Here is a 20,371-nt window from a genome sequence, read left to right as displayed (position 1 = left end):
GTAAGTGAGGGATACTCACGAAATATTATTATACAGGATTATAGCCCATAATGCAAGAAAAAATGGCTATCTACAAATTAATGTTCAGAATTTAGAATTCTTTTATTTGTCACATTCCATTGTTGAAACCTTGAATAAACCCAATAACCATATTAATAGCTGCGATAATAATACCAAGACTGTTCAAAATAATTTCAATTCTATAATTAAATTCCTCTTCTTTATTTTTGTTGATAGCAAGTATAAGTCCAGCGATGCCGAGAATTAAACCAACAATCGCTGGAAAAATAGCAAAGGGAAGAGAAAAATACCAAGTACAAGTGGAGTCAACGATTTTTTAGATTTCTGATTCATTTTTATTAATCCTTTCTAAAATTTGTCCTATTTTATCACCCCTATATAAACCTGTCAATGACTTTTTATTTTATAACAGCTAAAACCACCTTCAAAGCTTGAGAAATTCTTAGAATAAAAATGCTAAAAGAAAAGCCTTGTATGAATACATTGACTTTCAATCAGTAAGTTTTTTTATATTCAGTTAACAAAAAAATAAAAACTATCAGAAAATTATGTTCTTCCTATCAATTGAATTACTTTTTTCTCTTTGGAATTGATCAAAAAAAGTTTAAGTGTTAGAATATTCCCATTATAAATAATAATTACAAGGAGGATTTTATGAATTCACTGGCATTTGAAGAATTTGAAACATTGGGAGCAGAACATCTTTCACAAGTAGATGGTTCTGGAGTAGGTCTAGGTTTATTGTACGGAGCCGCATATGCGGCTAGCGAAGCTTTCGCTTACGGATGTGCTGGTGTAGGTTTAGAAATTCCTGTAGTTGGTGAGGTCACGACGCTCGGCGGGGCCATGACTGGCGCTGTAATAGGCGGATTTAAAGGGGCTTTAGAAGGCTGGGCACAAGGGTATGCTATGTGATGAAAAAACTTTATCTTTCAATCATAGTGATGCTTATTGCATCAGCTGGTTTTTCAACTTTAGCTAGGATTGGTACAACAACTCCCAGCAAAACTGTGCGCTATATTTGCGCCGGTCTCGGTCTTTTAGAATGCCTATTAATAGCAGTTTACGCTATTGTCTATTTTAAAATCAAATAATTAGAAATTATATTTCCGCCAACACAGCAAACCCCGGGCGATTTACACGCTCATCGCCCGGGTTCCTTCTGTTTTTACAATTAAAGTGTCATTGGACTTCTCCTTTGCACTTTTTGATTTTTTAAGGAGTTATTCACTATTTTTATAGCTTTTTCGAATTATTTTTAAAATCGGTAGACCTCCTTTAATATTCTTCTTATTCTTAAGAATTATCAGGTCTTTGAGCTCTCTGACCTAAATATATCTACCTAGACCTTGACTATAACTCTATCTTAATATCGTTGAAGCATTGTCCTTACTCGCGAGTTTTTTTGAGGGAGTTGAACAAGACCATCCAATACTTTCTACAAATACATTTGTCTCTGGTTTCTTGTTCTCCACATTCCTCATTTAGCTTATATTTAATTGAATGCTTCTCCATTTTATTCTCAATTATTGTAAAGTTACTACCTACTGTCTATTCTTTGTCACCATTTTTATAGCGACCTACATCAATCATTAACATAAGCGCCACCTCCTTGTAATCAACAAAACTGACATTGCTAGAGACCTTTAGTCTCCGTTTTTATACCGCGCGATATTTAATCTTACCATAGAATTCCTCCTTTAGTAGATTTCTTATCTTTTTTCTAAATTTATTTTATCGTAACCGCTTACATTTGTCAAGCATAAAACTTTAAAAAATACAACTTTTTTGGAAAATAAAAAGGCATTTGATACAATAGATTTATGTTAAATCTAAGTGACTATGGCATTGAAATGTGGAATCAGGATAAAATTATTTCCTTTAGAAAAACTTTGCTAACTTGGTATAATCAGGAAAAACGTGACTTACCTTGGCGCCGCACTAAAAACCCCTACTGCATATGGGTATCTGAAATTATGCTTCAACAAACACAAGTACAAACTGTCATCCCCTACTATGAGCGATTTTTAGACTGGTTTCCTACCATTGAAAAATTAGCTGACGCTCCTGAAGAGAAGTTACTGAAGGCTTGGGAAGGTTTGGGCTATTATTCTCGTGTTCGTCATATGCAAAAGGCGGCCAAGCAAATTATGACTGATTTTGATGGCAAATTTCCTTCTACCTACGAAACAATTGCTCAATTAAAGGGCATTGGTCCCTACACAGCGGGGGCTATTGCCAGCATAGCCTTCGATTTGCCTCAACCAGCTGTTGATGGTAATGTTATGCGTGTTATAGCACGTTTATTTGAAGTGAATTATGATATTGGAGAGGCTAAAAATCGTAAAATTTTTCAAGCCATCATGAAAATTTTGATTGATCCTGAACATCCCGGAGACTTCAATCAGGCTCTAATGGATTTGGGAACAGACATCGAATCGGCGAAAAATCCTAGACCTGCAGAAAGCCCTATTCATTCCTTCAATGCAGCCTATTTACATGGAACCTATGACAAATATCCAATCAAGAAGCCTAAGAAAAAACCTAAACCCATACAAATTCAAGCCTTTGTCGTACGAAATGCCAAGGATGAATTTTTACTGGAAAAAAATACGCAGGGACGACTGTTAGGTGGCTTCTGGTCCTTTCCCATTATGGAAACAGACTTTATTGGACAGCAACTGGACTTATTTGACAATCATGATGTTGTTCTAGAAACCTTGTCACAAAAGGCTACATTTGAGCAAGATTATAAACTCAAGCCCACTTGGTCTGACCTAGCTTTCACACCAGTTAAACATACATTCAGTCATCAAAAATGGACTATTCAACTTAAGGAAGGTTTTGTGGAAACGGCTGAGTTGACAAGCGACAAAGAAGTTCGCTGGGTTGCTATGGAAGATTTTGCCAATTATCCTTTTGCCACACCTCAGAAAAAAATGTTGGCTGAATATCTCAAAAATAAATAATAGTTGACCTACTTGAAAAACCATAATACTCAGAATTTGTCCATTTATAACCTCACAAACGGATAAACTGAAATCAATTATTATAAGCACAAAGGCCACTGATTTTGTTTTTCAGTGGCTTTTTAAGAGATTTATAAAAAATATTTAACACCAAGCAAATTATAACGATAATGTTATTGAAACAAAATCATTTGCTAACGACAACCATAGACTTAATGGTCTTGCGCTCCTGCATATCCTTATAGGCTTGATCAATATCATCTAAGCTGTAAGATTGAGTGAAGACCTTTCCTGGATTAATCTCACCATCAAGAACAGCCTTGAGAAGAACCGATTTGTCATAAGTTGTTACTGATGCTGGCCCACCTGCAATAATAGCATTTTGGAAGAAGTAATCGGAAAGATTAATATCTTTAGTATGTGGAACGCCCACGCGACCGGTAGCTGCACCTGGACGGGCAATAGCTAACGCTGTTTCAGTAGACAGCTGAGTTCCGACACATTCAAGAGCGGCATCAACACCATCGCCATTTGTTAGTTCAAGAACTTTAGCTACACCTTCTTCGCCGCGCTCTTCTACAATATCAGTAGCACCAAATTCCAACGCCAATTCCTGACGATCCTTGTGGCGACTCATGATAATGATACGTTTAGCTCCAAGCATTTTAGCTGCGATAACAGCACAGAGTCCAACCGCTCCATCGCCAACAACCGCAACCGTATCGCCCTTTTGAACATTGGCCACGCGTGCTGCATGATAGCCTGTTGGCATAACATCCGCCAAAGCTAAAAGCGAAGCAATCATGCCTTCTGAATAATCGCTAGGTTGACCCGGAATTTTTACTAAAGACCAATCAGCATGAGCATAACGAACATATTCAGCTTGATAACCACTTGAAAAGTTTGTTGACCGATCGTGTCCTTGACAGCCTCCTTCAAAACCAGCACGACAGGCTGCACAATGACCGCAACCATGCGTAAATGGTGCAATAACAAAGTCTCCCTTTTTCACTGTATTAATGGCAGAGCCAACTTCTTCAACGATTCCGATAATTTCGTGACCTGAGTTGGCTGAATGCGTGGCTTTGTCATCGTCTCCACGATAAGACCACAGGTCAGAACCACAGACACAAGCACGAACGACACGAATGATCGCATCATCAACTTCAATAACACTTGGCTTCTCAATAGTTTCAATGGCCATTTGGCCAGCTTTTACAAACACTGCTGTTTTCATTTATTTTCTCCTTTTTGAAATTTGCTTCATTATAACATTTGGAGTGGACTCTAAAAGTCAAGCTTTTATCAAAAAAGCAGGCATTGAAGCCTGCTTATACTATGCAAGTTCAGCTACAATAGCCTTAATTTGATCTTTCGTGTGAACACCTGCAACTTGTTTGACAACTTCGCCATCCTTTTTAAAAAGCAGGGTTGGGATAGACATGATGCCAAAATTTTGTGCTGTATTAGGATTTTCATCCACATCAAGCTTAACAATTTTGAGTTCATCTTCATCTAATTCTTCTGAAAGCTGTTCCAAAATTGGCGCCTGCATAAGACATGGACCACACCATGTTGCCCAAAAATCAACAAGTACAAGTCCCTTAGCTGTTTCAGCTTCAAAGGTTGCATCTGTAACTACTTTTGTCATATATTATTTCTCCTTCATCATTTTGATAAGCTTATTCTACACTAAAAGCTTATATTTGCCTAATATTTGCTACGCTATTTGAAAGTCACGATTGTAGCGCCAGAACCACCTGCATTTTGAGGGGCATAGCCAAACTCTTTCACTTGCTTATTACGACGAAGATATTTAGTTACGCCATCACGGATAACACCAGTTCCGATACCATGAATAATGTCAACCTGAGCCATATTGTTCAAGAGGGCCTGATCAATGAATTCATCTAATTCTTGCATTGCTTCTTCATAACGCTTGCCACGTAAATCAAGTCTAGCACTAGGAGCCTTTTGAGAAGTCCTTGTGACAAGGTGAGCTTGTTTTTTCTGCGATGCTTGGGCTTTATCTGATTTCACTAAATCAAACTCTGACTCTTGTAAAGTCATTTTGATCAGCCCTACTTGTGCTTCCCAACGACCATCTTTGAAGCGCTTAGTAAGCGTTCCTTTTTGCCCATAACTGCTGACAATAATATCATCTCCAACTTTCGCAGCACGTTTTTTCTTAGCTTTTTTGAGAACTTTATTTTTCGAAAGATCTATCTCGGGAGCCAGCTTCTTGAGCTTGCCTTTAGCTTCAATAACTTCATGGGGCTTAAGTTGGGCCTTATCTTGAAGATTTTTGAGAATAAAATCACTTTCTGCAAGAGCCTTGTCAACAATCTCTTGAGCCTTTAGTTGGGCCTTACGCAACTCTTTGTCTTGTGCATGTGAGAATTCATTATAAAGTTTTTTGACGGCTCGATTAAATTTGAGATTTTCCTGCTCCACTTCACGAATATTATCCAAACGTCTACGACTTTCAATAGCTTGATTTTCCAAACGTTCAATAATTTTATTAACATCTGAATCCGTATTCGTTAAATTTTCCGCTTCTGCAACAATAATTTCAGACAAGCCTAAACGACGTGCAATCTCAAAAGCATTGGATCGCCCCGGTACTCCTTGCATAAAATGATAGGTGGGACTGAGCGTCACCATATCAAATTCCATACTAGCATTTTCAACAAATTCTGTTTCGATACCATAGGCCTTGAGCTCTGGATAATGGGTGGTTATCATCGTTTTAATATCTGATAAGCGTAAATGTTCCAGAATACTCATGGCCAAGGCTGCCCCTTCTTGTGGATCTGTACCAGCACCAAGTTCATCAAAAAGGACTAAGCTGTCTTTATTGGCCCTTTGCAGAATTTCGACAATATGTGTCATATGACTTGAAAAAGTGGATAAACTTTGCTCAATGGATTGTTCATCACCAATGTCTGCAAAGATGTCTTTAAAAACAGCAACCTTACTTCCCTCATCAGCCAAAATAGGAAGACCTGACTGGGCCATCAGTTGTGTTATTCCCAATGTTTTTAACATGATGGTTTTACCGCCCGTATTAGGACCTGTAATTAAAATGGCTGTTGTATCATGTTCAAAATGTAAATCATTGGCAATTGGATTGCTTAGCAGAGGATGACGTACACTTAAAAGACGGATAGTTTGATCCGTTGTTAAACTAGGAAGACTGGCTTGATTTTCTCTCATATAAAGGTATTTCCCACGAACAAAATCAATATGTCCAAGTAACCAAGCATTATTACCAATAATCTTTGTTTGTGATCTTAGTCTATCGGATAAATCATGTAAAATGCGAGTCATTTCATGGCGTTCGTCTGCACGCGCCTGAGTCATCTCTTCATTTAAATTAACAACAGCTCGAGGTTCAATGTAAACCGTATTCCCTGAAGCTGAAATATCATGAACAACACCTGCAATACGATGACGATAAGTATTTTTCACAGGAAGAACACTGCGACCACTACGACTGGCAATAAGGTTTTCAGCCAATAAATCACCTTGTTTCTTCAACATTTCTTGAAGAATTTGACGAATTTGTTGTTCATTTTGGTGAATATGATGACGAATTTTAATTAATTCAGGACTAGCAAAATCTTCAATAAAGCCCCCATCATTGATGGCTTGTAAACTCCCTTGCAAATCAGGAAATGTTTCAACCTTTTCAAATAAATAATCCAAGGTTTGCAAATCAACATTTTCTAAATTGTCATAAAAATCCTTGAGCTCTGCTGACATCTGCAAAATACGTTTGACAGCCAGAAGCTCTTGAATGTTGAGATCCGCTCCTAATTCTAAACGACGTAAGCTTTCTGAAATATCCTGACTGTGCCCAAAACCAAAGGAAGCATATTCCTGAAAAATCTGTGCCACATCTGCAATTTCAGCAAAAGAACGCTCAATTTTTTCTTGATTGGTCATAGGTAGTAGATCGTTTAATTCCATTTTCCCTTGCTCACTCTGCAAGAAATGAGCAAATTGCATTTTAACCTTATCAAATTCTAAAGCTTTTAAAATCTTTGTATTCATGGGACTATTATAACATAATGGCAAAGAAAGCTAGGCTTCTAAAAACAACCAAAAAAAGCGAGGCCAAACCTCACTTCACTATTGCTGTTACCCAAAAACAATTGATAAACCAAGAAAACAAAGGGAAGTCAATCAGTAAACGAATCATTAAACTTTCAGATAAGATATTTTGAATACTCGACATAGGAATGGCCGCCAAAACATTCAAAAAAAGACTAACAGTCAGCATACTCACTAATACTGCCATTGCACCACTAAAATAATTGAGAGTTTCCTTATTAAAACGGTCTGTTTTCACAAGATGAACAAAAATCCCCAATAAGCGAAAAACAAAATAAACCAATACGTAAATAGTTAAAAAAGCCAGACCCGCATAGAATACCTGATCCAATTCAAATAAATTTACTGTTTTAAAAAAGGCTACAGAAGCATTCTCATTAGCATTGGAATATGGTATCCAAAGAGTTAGCACATTTGCCAGCCTTTTATAGTAAACGATTGCGATTCCCAAGGAAATCAGACTTGCTGTAAAATAATAAGTCTGTAAAATAATACCCCGATGATAGCCAATGTAAAAATTCCAAGCTAAAAGCAGAAGAATTAGCAGCGAAATCATTTTTTAGCTCCGCTTCGTTGAGCACGATCTTTAAGAATAGATAATTCTTTTGTCCTGAATTTTTCTAATTCTTCTTCCTTTTTATCAAAGTCAATTTCTCGGCTTAACTGAGTTGATAAAGCATTAATGGCCATCAAAATAGCTATTGTTTCATTGTCTGCCTGAGGCAATTTCTCTTTGATAGCATCATATTTTTCTTTAGCAACACGTTCAATTTCTTCCATAAATAGATTATCTTTATCTGTTGTTAAAGTGAGTGCTTTTTCCCCAAATGTGAATTTGTAACGATTTTTGCTTGTCATAGTTCCACCTCAAATTTATTATAGCGTAAAATGAGTTTTTCGTAAATTAGAGATTTTGAGATTAATGGTTAAAAGCCTATAAAATAAGGAATTATCTTTTAAAATTTTTAAAAAAATTTTAAAAGATAATTTAATCATAAATATAACATCAGATTTTTCCAAAGATAGGCCATTTTATGCTAAAATGTATTTTATGAATACTCTTGTTTTGCAACTTGATGAAAAGACTGTTCAATATTTAATTCAAACATTAAAAGAACATCGCATTCAAAGCACCAATGCTTATGTTCGCTTTGCAGCTAAGTTTAAGCAAGTAACGATTTTAATTTATGCTTCTAGAAAGGTCGTTTTTCAAGGTAAAAATGCCTCAGCAGTCGCTCAAGAACTTGGTTACAAGCCAGCTGTTCATAATTCCAATCAAGACAATATAAAAAATGAGCAAGATTGTCCTTTGATTGGTTCTGATGAAGTTGGTAATGGTTCTTACTTTGGTGGTTTGGCTGTTGTTGCCAGCTTTGTAAAGCAAGCTGACCATGCCTTTCTAAGGGAATTAGGTGTTGATGACTCCAAAAACTTAACAGATGTTAAAATTAAACAGATCGCTCCTTTATTAGAAGCCAAGCTGCCACATAAAGCACTTTTATTGTCCCCTCAAAAATATAATGAGGTTGTTGGTGATAATAAATTACACAATGCTGTTTCTGTTAAAGTCGCTTTGCATAATCAAGCTATTTTTCTTTTGCTCCAAGAAGGATGTCAGCCTGATAAAATCGTTATTGATGCCTTTACCAGTCCCAAAAATTACCAAAAATACCTTAAGAACGAAAACAATCGTTTCTTAAACCCACTGACCCTTGAAGAAAAGGCAGAAGGAAAGTATTTAGCAGTGGCTGTTAGCTCTATTATTGCTCGTAAACTTTTCTTAGATAACCTAGATGAGTTAAGCCAAAAAGTTGGATTCAACTTACCTAGTGGTGCTGGGCAGCAATCTGATAAAATTGCCAGCCAAATTTTAAAAACTTATGGTAAATTAGGTCTAGAAACAACTGCCAAATTACACTTTAAAAACACAAAAAAAGCTTATCAATTATTAAAAAAGAATAGGAAGATATTATGAAAAGATTTTTAAAAGAATGGGGCCTTTTCTTGGTCATCATTTTCGCATTGCTACTCCCGCGTCTCTTTATCTGGTTTCCTGTCCAAGTAGATGGACATTCAATGGATCCTACCTTAGCCAATGGTGAGCATCTTATCGTTGTTAAAACATCATCTATCAAACATTTTGATATTGTTGTTGCCACTGAAGGAAATAAAAATATCGTCAAGCGTGTGATTGGTATGCCCGGTGATACCATTACTTATGAAAATGATATGCTTTCTATTAATGGAAAAAAAGTCAATGAAACTTACCTCAAGCAATACAAAGATAAATTTGCCAAGGACAAACTCCAAAAGACTTATGCCTACAATCAGTATTTCCAAGAATTAGCTTCACAATCAACAGCTTTCACAACAGATGAACAAGGAAAGGCTAGCTTTACAATTAAAGTGCCAAAAGGACGTTACCTGCTTTTAGGTGATGATCGCATTGTCTCTAAAGACAGCCGCCATGTTGGAACTTTTGCTAAAACAAGATTGTCGGTGAAGTTAAATTCCGCTTTTGGCCTTTAAACGCTATTCGTTTCATTTCAAATAAATAAAAAGCTTTTATCTCTAACGGGAGTGGAATATAGATCAGAAATCTTTTGAACTTGTTCCGCTTCCGATTTTTAATAAGGAAATATTATGACCTATTACTTTTCAGGCACCATTGACCGTGTTATTTTTGAAAATGCCAGCAATTTTTTTAAAATTATTCTTCTGGAAATTGACGATACTGACAGCGATTTTGATGATTTTGAAATTATTGTGACGGGGACTATTGCTGATGTTATTGAAGGGGAAAATTATACTTTTTGGGGTGAATTGACCCAGCATCCTAAATATGGACAGCAGTTAAAAGTGGAAAGATATCAGCGTGCTAAACCCTCTTCTGCTGGTCTGATTAAGTATTTTTCCAGTCAGCATTTCAAGGGAATTGGGAAAAAAACAGCCGAAAAAATCATTCAGTTATACGGTGATGACCCTATTGATAATATTCTGGAAGATCCTGATAAGTTAGAAAGCATTACTGGACTTTCTAAGGCTAATAGAGAAAATTTGGTTAGTAAACTTCGTCTTAACTACGGTGCTGAACAAATTCTAGCAAAATTAGCGGAATATGGTTTAAATAACAAAACAGCTGTTCAAATTTTTGAACATTATAAAGAAGACAGTTTGACTATTATCACTGAAAATCCTTATCAATTGGTTGAGGATATTCAAGGCATTGGCTTCAAAATGGCTGACAAGTTAGCAGAACAAGTAGGTATTAACAGCAATGCTCCTCAGCGTTTTCGTGCTGCTCTTGTCCACACTCTTTTAGAAACCTCTATTGACAAAGGGGACACCTATATTGAAGCCAAAGAATTACTCGAAAAATCTCTTTTTATTCTTGAAGAGGCAAGACAAGTCGAACTGGATCCCAGTCAAGTTGCTCAGGAACTGACACAATTAATCTCCGAAGACAAGGTACAACATATTGGCACTAAAATCTTTGATAATACGCTTTTTTATGCCGAATCAGGCATTCATAAGCATCTCACCCGTATTATGGATAGAACACTTGAAAAAGAGAGCAATAGCCAAGATATTCAAGCTGAAATTAAACATATTCAAGCAGAATTTAAAATTAACTATGACAAAGCACAAAAAGATGCCATCCAAAAAGCTATTCAAAGCAAGGTTTTCCTTTTAACAGGCGGTCCAGGAACCGGAAAAACGACTGTCATCAATGGAATTATTAAAGCTTATGCTAATTTGCATCAAATTGATCTGCAAAAAAGTGACCTGCCTATTATTCTGGCTGCCCCGACTGGCCGTGCTGCTAGACGGATGAATGAACTAACAGGTTTACCTAGTGCTACCATTCACCGGCATTTGGGACTTAATGGTGATAGTGAATATCAGGCGCTTGATGATTATCTGGATTGCGATCTCATTATTATTGATGAGTTTTCTATGGTTGATACTTGGCTGGCTAATCAATTGTTTAGTGCTATTGCTTCAAATACACAAGTTATTATTGTTGGTGATAGTGATCAGCTCCCATCCGTCGGTCCGGGTCAAGTTTTGGCTGATTTACTAAAAATAAATAGATTACCGCAAGTTTCTTTAACTAAAATATTCAGACAATCTGAAGACTCAACTATTGTCATGCTTGCCAGCCAGATCCGCCAAGGCCGCCTTCCAGCAGATTTCACAGCTAAAAAAGCCGACCGTTCTTATTTTGAAGCACAGAGCAATCATATTCCGCAAATGATTGAAAAGATCGTCAGTTCTGCCCTTAAAAGTGGTATAAATGCTCAGGAAGTGCAGATTTTAGCACCTATGTATCGTGGACTAGCAGGGATTACGCATCTTAATAAACTGATGCAAGATTTGCTCAACCCCTTAAATGATCAATTAGAATTTCAATTCAATGATCTTCATTTTCGCAAGGGCGATAAAGTGCTCCATCTTGTCAACGATGCACAAATCAATGTCTTTAATGGTGACATTGGTTACATTACTGATCTTATTCCCGCAAAATATACAGAGTCCAAACAAGATGAACTGATCCTGGATTTTGATGGAACTGAGATTTCCTATCCTCGCAATGAATGGTTGAAAATAACACTCGCCTATGCTATGAGTATCCACAAATCTCAAGGCAGTGAATTTAAAGTAGTTATTCTTCCTGTCACACGCCAAAGCGGCAGACTCTTGCAACGCAATCTCATTTATACAGCTATCACACGCTCAAAAAGCAAACTTGTCATGTTGGGAGAAATTGCAGCCTTTGATGACGCCATCAGAAATGAAGGAACGAAAAGAAAAACTTATCTTATTGAACGCTTTAAGAAAGAGGAATGCAGCGACTACCATAACCTCGATAAAAATAAACAAAGGGTAAAAGAAAATGCGGCTATGTTAAAGAAAGATTTTATTTTGACAGAAAGAAATATCTTAACCATTGATCCTATGATTGGCTTATCTCAAGCTGACATTGACTTATTTTTTAAGAAATAATAACAAAGATATTCTTCCTTACCTATTTTCATCTCCTTTAGTTTATGTTAAAATAAGCTTATGTCTATTAATACAAGCTTATTTTGGAGGTTTACATGATATCATACGAAAAAACAGCCCGAGCTTTTAAAAGCAGCACTATTGCTATCGCTGTTCTTAATATTTTAACCTTTGTCTTGGGACTTTGGGGGTTGCTTGGCATTGTTTCCATACAACAGGCAATAAAAAATGGAACCATTGATCAATTTAACCTAACAGCAAAACAACTAGCGGCATTTAAACAAAATATTACACCATTATCTATCATGATTTCTATTTTGGCAATTATTATTGCTGCTACAATTGCTGTCTTTTGTTTTCTTAATTTATCAAAATTAAAAAGCAACAAACTATCAGCTTTATTCCCTACTATCTGGGTATTGGTATTAAAACGTTTGACATTATCTATAGCCTTATCTTTGGAACATTTACCGTTTTTTCATTAGTTATTCAAATTGCTTTTATTGTTCTTTATTTCTACACTATCCAAAAAGCAAGGATACTAGCAGAAAAAGAAGAAGAAGCTTAAAGTTGACGTAAAAAGCTCATTTTCTTATTTAGAGCTGGCAGTTTCATACATTTTAATGCTAAAAAGAGTGTGATAAGAAGTAAAAATCTTAGATTTTCTGACTTCTATATCATGCTCTTTTTTTGCCTATCTCAAACAAAAACACTTCACAAATTCTATCAGTTTCTTTCACTTTCAAAAAAATCTACCATAGCAAAATCAAGCCTAATTTTACTTGCTTTTAAAAGTAGACAAAATGATTACTTTTGCTGTTTTTTGCTATCTTTTGAAAATTTCTTTCAAATGCTATTGCTTTTTTTATGTAAACGTTTTACAATAATAATGTTCTTAAATTTCTTTAATTAAAGAGAATAACATTATTCTTTTTATCTGAGAAAAAATATTTAAAAGGAGGAAGAACAAGAATGGCTATCGGAATCGTTATCGCCAGTCATGGCGAATTTGCCGCCGGCATTCATCAATCTGGTTCTATGATCTTTGGTGATCAGGAAAAAGTTCAGGTTGTCACCTTTATGCCAAGTGAAGGACCTGATGATCTTTATGCCAAATTTAACGATGCAATTGCTGTATTCGATGCTGATGATGAGATTTTAGTGCTAGCTGATCTATGGAGTGGTTCTCCATTTAATCAAGCGAGTCGTGTCATGGAAGAAAATCCTGACCGTAAATTTGCCATCATTACTGGACTTAATTTGCCTATGCTTATTCAAGCCTATACAGAACGCATGATGGATGCTTCTGCAGGCGTTGAACAGGTTGCTGCAAATATCATCAAAGAAGCCAAAGACGGAGTCAAAATCCTTCCTGAAGAATTACAGCCTCAGGAAGAAGCTTCTACAACACCTACTGAAAAGGCAGCGCATCAAGGTGCTATCCCCGAAGGCACTGTCATTGGTGATGGCAAACTTAAAATTAACCTTGCACGTGTTGATACACGGCTTTTGCATGGACAAGTTGCGACTAACTGGACGCCGGCTTCTAAAGCTGACCGTATCATTGTTGCATCTGACACAGTTGCTAAGGATGAATTACGTAAAGGATTAATCAAGCAAGCTGCACCTGGCGGTGTCAAAGCCAATGTTGTACCCATTAAAAAATTAATTGAAGCAGCAAAAGATCCGCGTTTTGGAAATACACATGCACTGATCTTATTTGAAACACCGCAAGAAGCTCTTGAAGCAATTGAAGGCGGTGTTCCAATCACAGAATTAAACATTGGCTCAATGGCTCACTCAACTGGTAAAACCATGGTTAACAATGTAATATCTATGGATAAAGATGATGTTGCAACTTTTGAAAAGCTACGTGATCTCGGAGTTAAATTCGATGTCCGTAAAGTGCCAAACGATTCTCAAAAAGACTTGTTTGATTTAATCGAAAAAGCGCATGTGCAATAACTTTATTTATTAAACAACGAAAGGAACTATAATAATGTCAGTTATTTCTATTATTTTGATCCTTATCATCGCCTTCCTTGCAGGTCTTGATGGTATCTTGGATCAATTTCAATTCCACCAACCACTTGTATCTTGTACCTTGATTGGTTTAGCATCTGGTCACACAGTTGCAGGTATCATGCTTGGGGGAACCTTGCAGTTTCTTGCTCTTGGTTGGGCAAATATCGGTGCTGCTGTCGCTCCTGATGTCGCACTCGCTTCAACCGCAGCGGCAGTCATTATGATTAAAGGAGGAGATTTTTCACAAAAAGGTATTACCATTGCCTATGGTGTTGCAGTCCCTCTTGCTATTGCTGGTCTTGCACTAACAATGGTGGTACGCGCTATTTCAATTGGTATCGTCCATGGAGCCGATGCTGCTGCTAAGAATGGCAATATTCGTGCTGTTGAACGTTCACATTATTTTGCTCTTCTTCTTCAAGGTCTTCGTATCGTTTTCCCTATTGCCTTACTTCTTGCTCTCCCTGCTAATCATGTTAAATCAATACTGGAAGCTATCCCTAGTTGGCTATCTGATGGTATGACTATTGGCGGTGGTATGGTAGTCGCCGTAGGTTATGCAATGATCCTTAACATGATGGCTACAAGAGAGGTCTGGCCTTTCTTTATTATCGGTTTTGTTCTCGCCGCTATCCCAGATACACAAATTACTTTGTTTGGACTTGGTATGGTAGGTGTAGCACTTGCTATGATTTATATCGCCCTTACTAATCAAACTGGTAGAAACAGTAGTAATGGACAAGCGTCTTCCAGTTCAAACGATCCAATTGGCGATATCTTAGAGGACTACTAGAAGGGAGCATTATAATGTCAGAAAGAATTCAATTATCAAAATCTGATCGTCATAAAGTATGGTGGCGTTCAACCTTCTTGCAAGGTTCTTGGAACTATGAACGGATGCAAAATTTAGGTTGGGCATATGCTTTGATTCCAGCTATCAAAAAACTTTACAAAAACAAGGAAGACCGTGCTGCCGCCCTTGAGCGTCATTTGGAATTTTTCAATACTCATCCATATATTGCTGCTCCTATCTTAGGAGTAACACTTGCTTTAGAAGAAGAAAAATCAAACGGTACTAAAGTGGATGATGCTGCTATTCAGGGAATTAAAATCGGTATGATGGGACCATTAGCCGGTATCGGAGATCCCGTTTTCTGGTTTGTTCTTCGTCCAACACTGGGTGCCCTTGGGGCTTCTCTTGCAATATCAGGAAACATTCTGGGACCAATCATCTTCTTCTTTGCTTGGAATATTATCCGTATGGCTTTCCTATGGTATACACAAGAGTTTGGCTATAAAGCAGGTACAGAAATCACTAAAGATCTCTCAGGAGGGATTCTCAAAAATATTACTAAAGGGGCTTCAATCCTTGGTATGTTTGTTATTGGGGCACTCGTTCAGCGTTGGGTAACGATTAATTTCGCGCTGAAACTCCCATCAACTAAATTAACGAATGATAATGGAGCCACTTATATACAATTCCCTAAAGACAGCGAAGTTATTCATAGCGGTCAGCTTCAAAAGATACTTCAAGGTGTTAAAGATAATTTGAGCTTAACAAATGTAAAAGTGGAAACTTTACAAGATCAATTGGATAAATTACTTCCAGGTTTGATGGCTCTTCTACTTACACTTCTTTGTATGTGGTTGCTTAAGAAAAAAGTTTCTCCAATTGTAATGATTCTGGGACTGTTCGTTGTAGGTATTGTTGCTCACGTCATTGGATTGATGTAAATAAAAAATTAGAATTTTCCATATCTGATTTCAAAAAAATTGGGTATGGTTTTTTTGATATTTCCTAGTGAATGATACAAAAAATAAAATGCATCCCAACAATTAGAAAAAATCTAACAATTAGGATTGCACTTCACATTTGTGTAAAAGTTAACATTCAATTCTCCATTTATGAAGTAAGTTATCCTTGCCCACCTTGAGAGATGATAGAGAGCTCTTTCTTGATAAAACAGAGAAAAGCTTTAATGAAAATAATCAAAACAAGTACCAAGTACAACCAACACTGTCGGAAAATCATGGCAGCGGCGGTATGGTGTATTTCGGATAATTTTAAATTCATGATAATATTTCCCTTAGTTAAATAGCTTGTAGTAGAAGCCTTTATTATCCAAGAGTTCTTTATGGCTGCCTTCTTCCACAATCTTACCTTGATTCATAACAATAATCCGGTCTGTCCGTTGAGCAATACTCAAACGGTGAGCCACAAAAACAATAGTCTTATTGGTCATAGCCATAAGGTTATTGACGATTTTCTTTTCAGTCAGGACATCCAAACTGCTGGTGGCCTCATCCAAAATCAAAACTGGAGCTTGAGTTAAGAGAGCACGAGCCAGAGCAATCCGCTGCTTCTGACCGCCGGAAACTCCATAACTGTCAGATAACTCAGTTTGGTACCCCAGCGGCATTTGCTCAATGTCTGAATGAATCTCAGCAATTTTACAGGCTCGAATAATATCTTCCTGAATAGTGTCTTCCTTGGCTCCCAAGGTCAGATTATCCATAATGGTACCACTAAAGACATAAGCTTGTTGGGGGAGATAGTTAATATGCTGGCGTAAAACAGTCTTATCTATATCTTTTAGGTCATAGCCATTAAGACGGATAAGACCCTGTATAGGTTCATAAAAATTGACAATCATCTTGGCAAGAGTCGTTTTACCAGAACCAGAGGCTCCGACCAGACTGACCTTTGAACCTTTTTTAATAGTTAGATTGATATCTGACAGAGTATCACGACCATAACCATACTTGTAAGATAACTTTTCAAAAGAGATATCCCCATCCAAAAAGCTGGCTTCTGAAAGCTCCCCATTATTTTCAAACTCAGAATCGACCAGATAGACTTCATTGAGACGCGTATTAGCTATGCGGGCTGATTGGAGCTTAATTTGTAAATTAATCATATTTTCAATTGGGCTTGAAAAATATCCTAAAAGCACATTAAAAGCAATCATTTGACCCACTGAAATTTTTCCAATCATAACCAATCGTGCTCCATACCATAGAATAACGATATTCAAAATTAGCTTTGCAGCAGTTTTAATTGAGGCTTGAATCGCTCCATACTTATGCAGCCTAAAAGATTTCTCTAAAAAATCAACAAATTCCTTGTCAATTCTCTGATAGCTAACTTCTTCACTCGTCAAAGATTTGATAGTTTCTATTCCATTAATATCCTCAATAACAGATGAAGACATTATCGCATTACTTTCCATTACCTCATAGTTTAAGTAACCAAACATTTTCATAAATGCAAAAACAATGATAATGTAGATAGGAACGCAGAGCAAGGCTAGGAAAAATAAAACGACATTTTGAATTAATAATACTCCACCAACTATAAATACCATCGAAATGTCTAAGAAAATAGAAAAAATTGTTGACGCCACAGCATCAATAATTTGATTGGCATCAGTGAAGCGAGATGTGATTTCTCCCGTTCGTCTTGTCGAAAAAAAAGACATCGGAAGAATAAAAATGTGCTTAATATAAGTAAGTATAACATCAATTACCAGCCTTTGTCCTAATATAATTAATAAGTACTCTTTTGCAAAAGCTATTATTTGTTGGGCAACATAAGTTATTATCAATCCTAAAGTGATAAAGCCTAAAGTTGAAATTTTTTGACTGGGAATATACTCATCCAGCATTACTTGGAGATAAAAAGCTCCAATAATTTCTATTAAAGTAATGATTAAACTCGCCATTACAATATAGAACAAGAGGCTCTTTTGCTTTAAAAAGAAGGTATGAAACTTGTTAGTCCTCTTCTTTTATCTTTTTGAGGCTGATAATCATCCTTTGGAGAAAAGAAGATAGCTACACCCGTCCATTCATGTTGAAATCTCTCCTTAGACATGCGAATAACTTTGACAGAAGGATCTGGATCTCCGATGATTAGACTATCTCCTTCATCGTCATAAACAACATAGTAATGTTGAAGTCGTTTATTTTTAACAACATGAACAATAAAAGGATAAATAAGGTCATCATAATTAAATAAAGACATATCAGCATCTAGCGAGTAAGTTTCAAATCCAATATTTTTGGCAGCTTCAATGATGCCTAATGCTGTGGTGCCTTGTCGATCTGTCTTTGTAAGTTCACGCAGATGAACCATAATGTTTAGCGATAGAGGCTAGAGCAGCCGGGCCACAGTCTCTATTATCGACTTGTGGTACAAATTTAAAACGTCTAGTTCGACTCCACAAAAAAATTGAAGATTTCTTAGAATTTTCCTTATTCATTGCTGGAGTTGTTTTAAAAAAGTATTTTATAAATTCTAAGAATAAATTGACTAATAATACTAAAACTACAGTCAAAAGAAGATAAGAAAATATGTTCATATATTATTCCTTCTAATCAAAGGCACCTAGAAAACTCAAAAATTTCTTCTGCTTAACATTCGTAAACGTTGTTAAATCAAGCTTCTGATTAAAAAAGAGTTTTTAGAGGTGCCCTTAACAAACTATTCACAAAAAGCCTGACATCTGTATAGTCAGGCTAGTGCTCATATTAGAACTGATGTATTGTTAGTTAACCACCATTGCAGACTCGTTATGGATTATACTGCTCATGTTCAGAAACTCCTGAACATGAGGAACAAACCATCTGATGAAATTCCTGTTACGCTATATCCACAATTATTAAATCTAAGTTAAAATGATAGGAGGGGGACCACCTGTACCAGAAAACCTGCTAACGATACGCTCCATAATTTTTTCACATGAACTTTGAACAATTCCTCAGGTATAAATTACAGCATTTCCTATATACATAAGCCCAATTTTATGTATATACCTGCATCAACCTGAAAATAATTGTCATATTAGACTTTAGCCACTTGCACAGGTAAAATTATCAAGCGCTAATTATTCTATTAAAAAGAACTCCTCATCATGATAAAATCTGCTTGATTTAACTTTACCATCCAGAATTGAAACTCTGGTTATAATTAACGTAACCACCTGTCAGATTACTTGAACTACTGCTATTATCTGAATCCATAGAAACATCGTATGGATAATTACTAAATCCTCTATTACCTTGAGCTGAGTATCCTATAGAACTATTATAACCACCAATACCCCAAGACATGAGTGAATTCACCCAGCCATTTTGAATAATGTTCCAAGTATACATAGTAATTTCGCCCTTAGTAGCTTTACCTTGTAACATCCGATTAGCTATAATTTCACCATCAGTAGCTCCACCTGTCGTATAAGACAGCTTATTCAAACTTGTAGCTTTAAAATCTTCAAACGCTTGACATTTCATAATATTTCTCTCTTTCCATTTTTGCATACTAGTCTAACATAAAAATAACTTATAGTTTGATTCAATGGTTATTTTAGTCTTTTTTAGCATTACTGAAATATTATAATAAATATTCTGTTATTTTGATTATTTTCTTAGTATCTACTCACTATTATTTTTTTACTCAAGATAAATATGGCATAATCAATCAATAACAAGGTAGATTTGATATACTCCCCTAATGGCAATAGTGAATAATGTCATTGAGCCCACAGAGGAAGTTTTTTATGTCTAAAGGCTGTGCAGAGCTAGGGAACCTCAACTGTATAGCTGACTTCGCTAATTTTGCTATCTAAAATAGCGCAGCCCTCCGTTTTTTGATATAATAAAATATATTTAATCAGGAGTAAATTTATGGCACAGTCAATTAATACAAAAGTTGAATACACAGGCAAAGGTGTATCATATTTAGGCGTAGGTGGCAAAGTTGGAAAATTTCTTCTTGGCGATCGTAGCTTTGAATTTTATAACGATGCTAATGTGGAACACTTTATCCAAATCCCTTGGTCTAGTATTATTGAAATAGGAGCCAATGTCAATCGAAAAAAAGTCAGCCGACACTTTGAAATTGTTACGGATAAAGGAAAATTCCTCTTTGCCTCATCTGATTCTGGTAAAATTCTAAAAATTGCAAGACAGCATGTTGGCAACGATAAAGTGGTTCGCTACCCTAGTTTACTTCAAAAGATTGCTGGCTTCTTTAAACGAAAAACAAGGATTAGGATAAGAAATTGTAGAATGTTAAGTTAGACCAATCATCTAACAGCACATCCTGTTTCAATATTCTAATCTTTTTTTCTTCAGTTTTTTGTTATTTTAATTGCAAATCGAAAAGATCTAGTCAATTTCCTCTATAAATTCGCATAGGATATGCTGAAAATAAATAATATTCAACAGTTTCT

At 36.2% G+C, this 20,371-nt stretch carries 13 protein-coding genes and 5 pseudogenes; 10 read left to right on the top strand and 8 right to left on the bottom strand.

Annotation, left to right across the window (positions count from 1 at the left end; all coding sequences use genetic code 11):
* Positions 1-109: 109 nt before the first annotated feature.
* Positions 110-354, bottom strand: a pseudogene (locus SRT_RS01555) (hypothetical protein).
* Positions 355-675: 321 nt separating this feature from the next.
* Between SRT_RS01555 and SRT_RS10350 the strand changes: the two are divergent.
* Positions 676-896: pseudogene (locus SRT_RS10350) on the top strand (hypothetical protein).
* A gap of 948 nt (positions 897-1,844) precedes the next feature.
* Positions 1,845-2,990, top strand: coding sequence for an A/G-specific adenine glycosylase (mutY, locus tag SRT_RS01550; RefSeq protein WP_128832810.1), 1,146 nt, complete (start codon positions 1,845-1,847; stop codon positions 2,988-2,990).
* A 187-nt stretch (positions 2,991-3,177) separates the two neighbouring features.
* Here mutY and SRT_RS01545 read toward each other — a convergent pair whose 3' ends face one another.
* The 5 genes from SRT_RS01545 to SRT_RS01525 all read right to left on the bottom strand — a co-directional run bounded on the left by SRT_RS01545 (position 3,178) and on the right by SRT_RS01525 (position 7,964).
* Positions 3,178-4,227: a zinc-dependent alcohol dehydrogenase family protein gene (locus SRT_RS01545; RefSeq protein WP_128832809.1), complete on the bottom strand. Its 1,050-nt coding sequence runs from the start codon at positions 4,225-4,227 to the stop codon at positions 3,178-3,180.
* A 99-nt stretch (positions 4,228-4,326) separates the two neighbouring features.
* Positions 4,327-4,641 carry a thioredoxin gene (trxA, locus tag SRT_RS01540; RefSeq protein ID WP_002263363.1) on the bottom strand — a complete coding sequence of 105 codons (315 nt, stop codon included), beginning with the start codon at positions 4,639-4,641 and terminating at the stop codon, positions 4,327-4,329.
* Between the two features lie 74 nt (positions 4,642-4,715).
* Positions 4,716-7,046: an endonuclease MutS2 gene (locus tag SRT_RS01535; protein WP_128832808.1), complete on the bottom strand. Its 2,331-nt coding sequence runs from the start codon at positions 7,044-7,046 to the stop codon at positions 4,716-4,718.
* A 70-nt stretch (positions 7,047-7,116) separates the two neighbouring features.
* Positions 7,117-7,662, bottom strand: a complete 546-nt coding sequence (locus SRT_RS01530) for a CvpA family protein (protein ID WP_128832807.1) — start codon at positions 7,660-7,662, stop codon at positions 7,117-7,119.
* Positions 7,659-7,964: a hypothetical protein gene (locus SRT_RS01525; protein WP_002263360.1), complete on the bottom strand. Its 306-nt coding sequence runs from the start codon at positions 7,962-7,964 to the stop codon at positions 7,659-7,661. Before SRT_RS01525 ends, SRT_RS01530 begins: the two co-directional genes overlap by 4 nt.
* A 193-nt stretch (positions 7,965-8,157) precedes the next feature.
* Here SRT_RS01525 and rnhC point away from each other — a divergent pair, with 193 nt between their 5' ends.
* The 7 genes and pseudogenes from rnhC to SRT_RS01490 all read left to right on the top strand — a co-directional run bounded on the left by rnhC (position 8,158) and on the right by SRT_RS01490 (position 15,872).
* The gene (rnhC, locus tag SRT_RS01520; RefSeq protein ID WP_128832806.1) at positions 8,158-9,081 is read left to right on the top strand and encodes a ribonuclease HIII; all 924 of its coding nucleotides are present in this window, start codon (positions 8,158-8,160) and stop codon (positions 9,079-9,081) included.
* Positions 9,078-9,664 (top strand): annotated as a pseudogene (gene lepB / locus SRT_RS01515) (signal peptidase I). The gene rnhC and the pseudogene lepB overlap by 4 nt, the downstream one beginning before the upstream one ends.
* Before the next feature lie 85 nt (positions 9,665-9,749).
* Positions 9,750-12,113: an SF1B family DNA helicase RecD2 gene (recD2, locus tag SRT_RS01510; RefSeq protein ID WP_128832805.1), complete on the top strand. Its 2,364-nt coding sequence runs from the start codon at positions 9,750-9,752 to the stop codon at positions 12,111-12,113.
* Between the two features lie 95 nt (positions 12,114-12,208).
* A pseudogene (locus tag SRT_RS01505) lies at positions 12,209-12,681 on the top strand (hypothetical protein).
* 404 nt (positions 12,682-13,085) lie between these two features.
* A complete protein-coding gene (locus SRT_RS01500; RefSeq protein WP_128832804.1) occupies positions 13,086-14,078 on the top strand; it encodes a PTS sugar transporter subunit IIB in 993 nt (330 codons plus the stop codon).
* A 34-nt stretch (positions 14,079-14,112) separates the two neighbouring features.
* Positions 14,113-14,931: a PTS mannose/fructose/sorbose transporter subunit IIC gene (locus SRT_RS01495; RefSeq protein WP_128832803.1), complete on the top strand. Its 819-nt coding sequence runs from the start codon at positions 14,113-14,115 to the stop codon at positions 14,929-14,931.
* 14 nt (positions 14,932-14,945) lie between these two features.
* Complete coding sequence (locus tag SRT_RS01490) at positions 14,946-15,872, top strand: PTS system mannose/fructose/sorbose family transporter subunit IID (protein ID WP_002265465.1); 927 nt, start codon at positions 14,946-14,948, stop codon at positions 15,870-15,872.
* A 353-nt stretch (positions 15,873-16,225) separates the two neighbouring features.
* On the opposite strand, the pseudogene SRT_RS01485 reads toward SRT_RS01490, so the two are convergent.
* Positions 16,226-18,499: pseudogene (locus SRT_RS01485) on the bottom strand (peptide cleavage/export ABC transporter).
* 577 nt (positions 18,500-19,076) lie between these two features.
* A complete protein-coding gene (locus SRT_RS01480; protein WP_128832802.1) occupies positions 19,077-19,430 on the bottom strand; it encodes a hypothetical protein in 354 nt (117 codons plus the stop codon).
* 393 nt (positions 19,431-19,823) lie between these two features.
* Between SRT_RS01480 and SRT_RS01475 the strand changes: the two genes are divergently transcribed.
* Entirely contained in the window at positions 19,824-20,219 is a 396-nt protein-coding gene (locus SRT_RS01475; RefSeq protein WP_128832801.1) for a DUF956 family protein, read from the top strand.
* Positions 20,220-20,371 lie beyond the last annotated feature (152 nt).

This window comes from Streptococcus troglodytae (assembly GCF_002355215.1).
Taxonomy (GTDB): Bacteria; Bacillota; Bacilli; order Lactobacillales; family Streptococcaceae; genus Streptococcus; species Streptococcus troglodytae.
The sequence above is the reverse complement of the archived record's forward strand: the minus strand, read 5'-3'. Positions and strand labels throughout refer to the sequence as shown.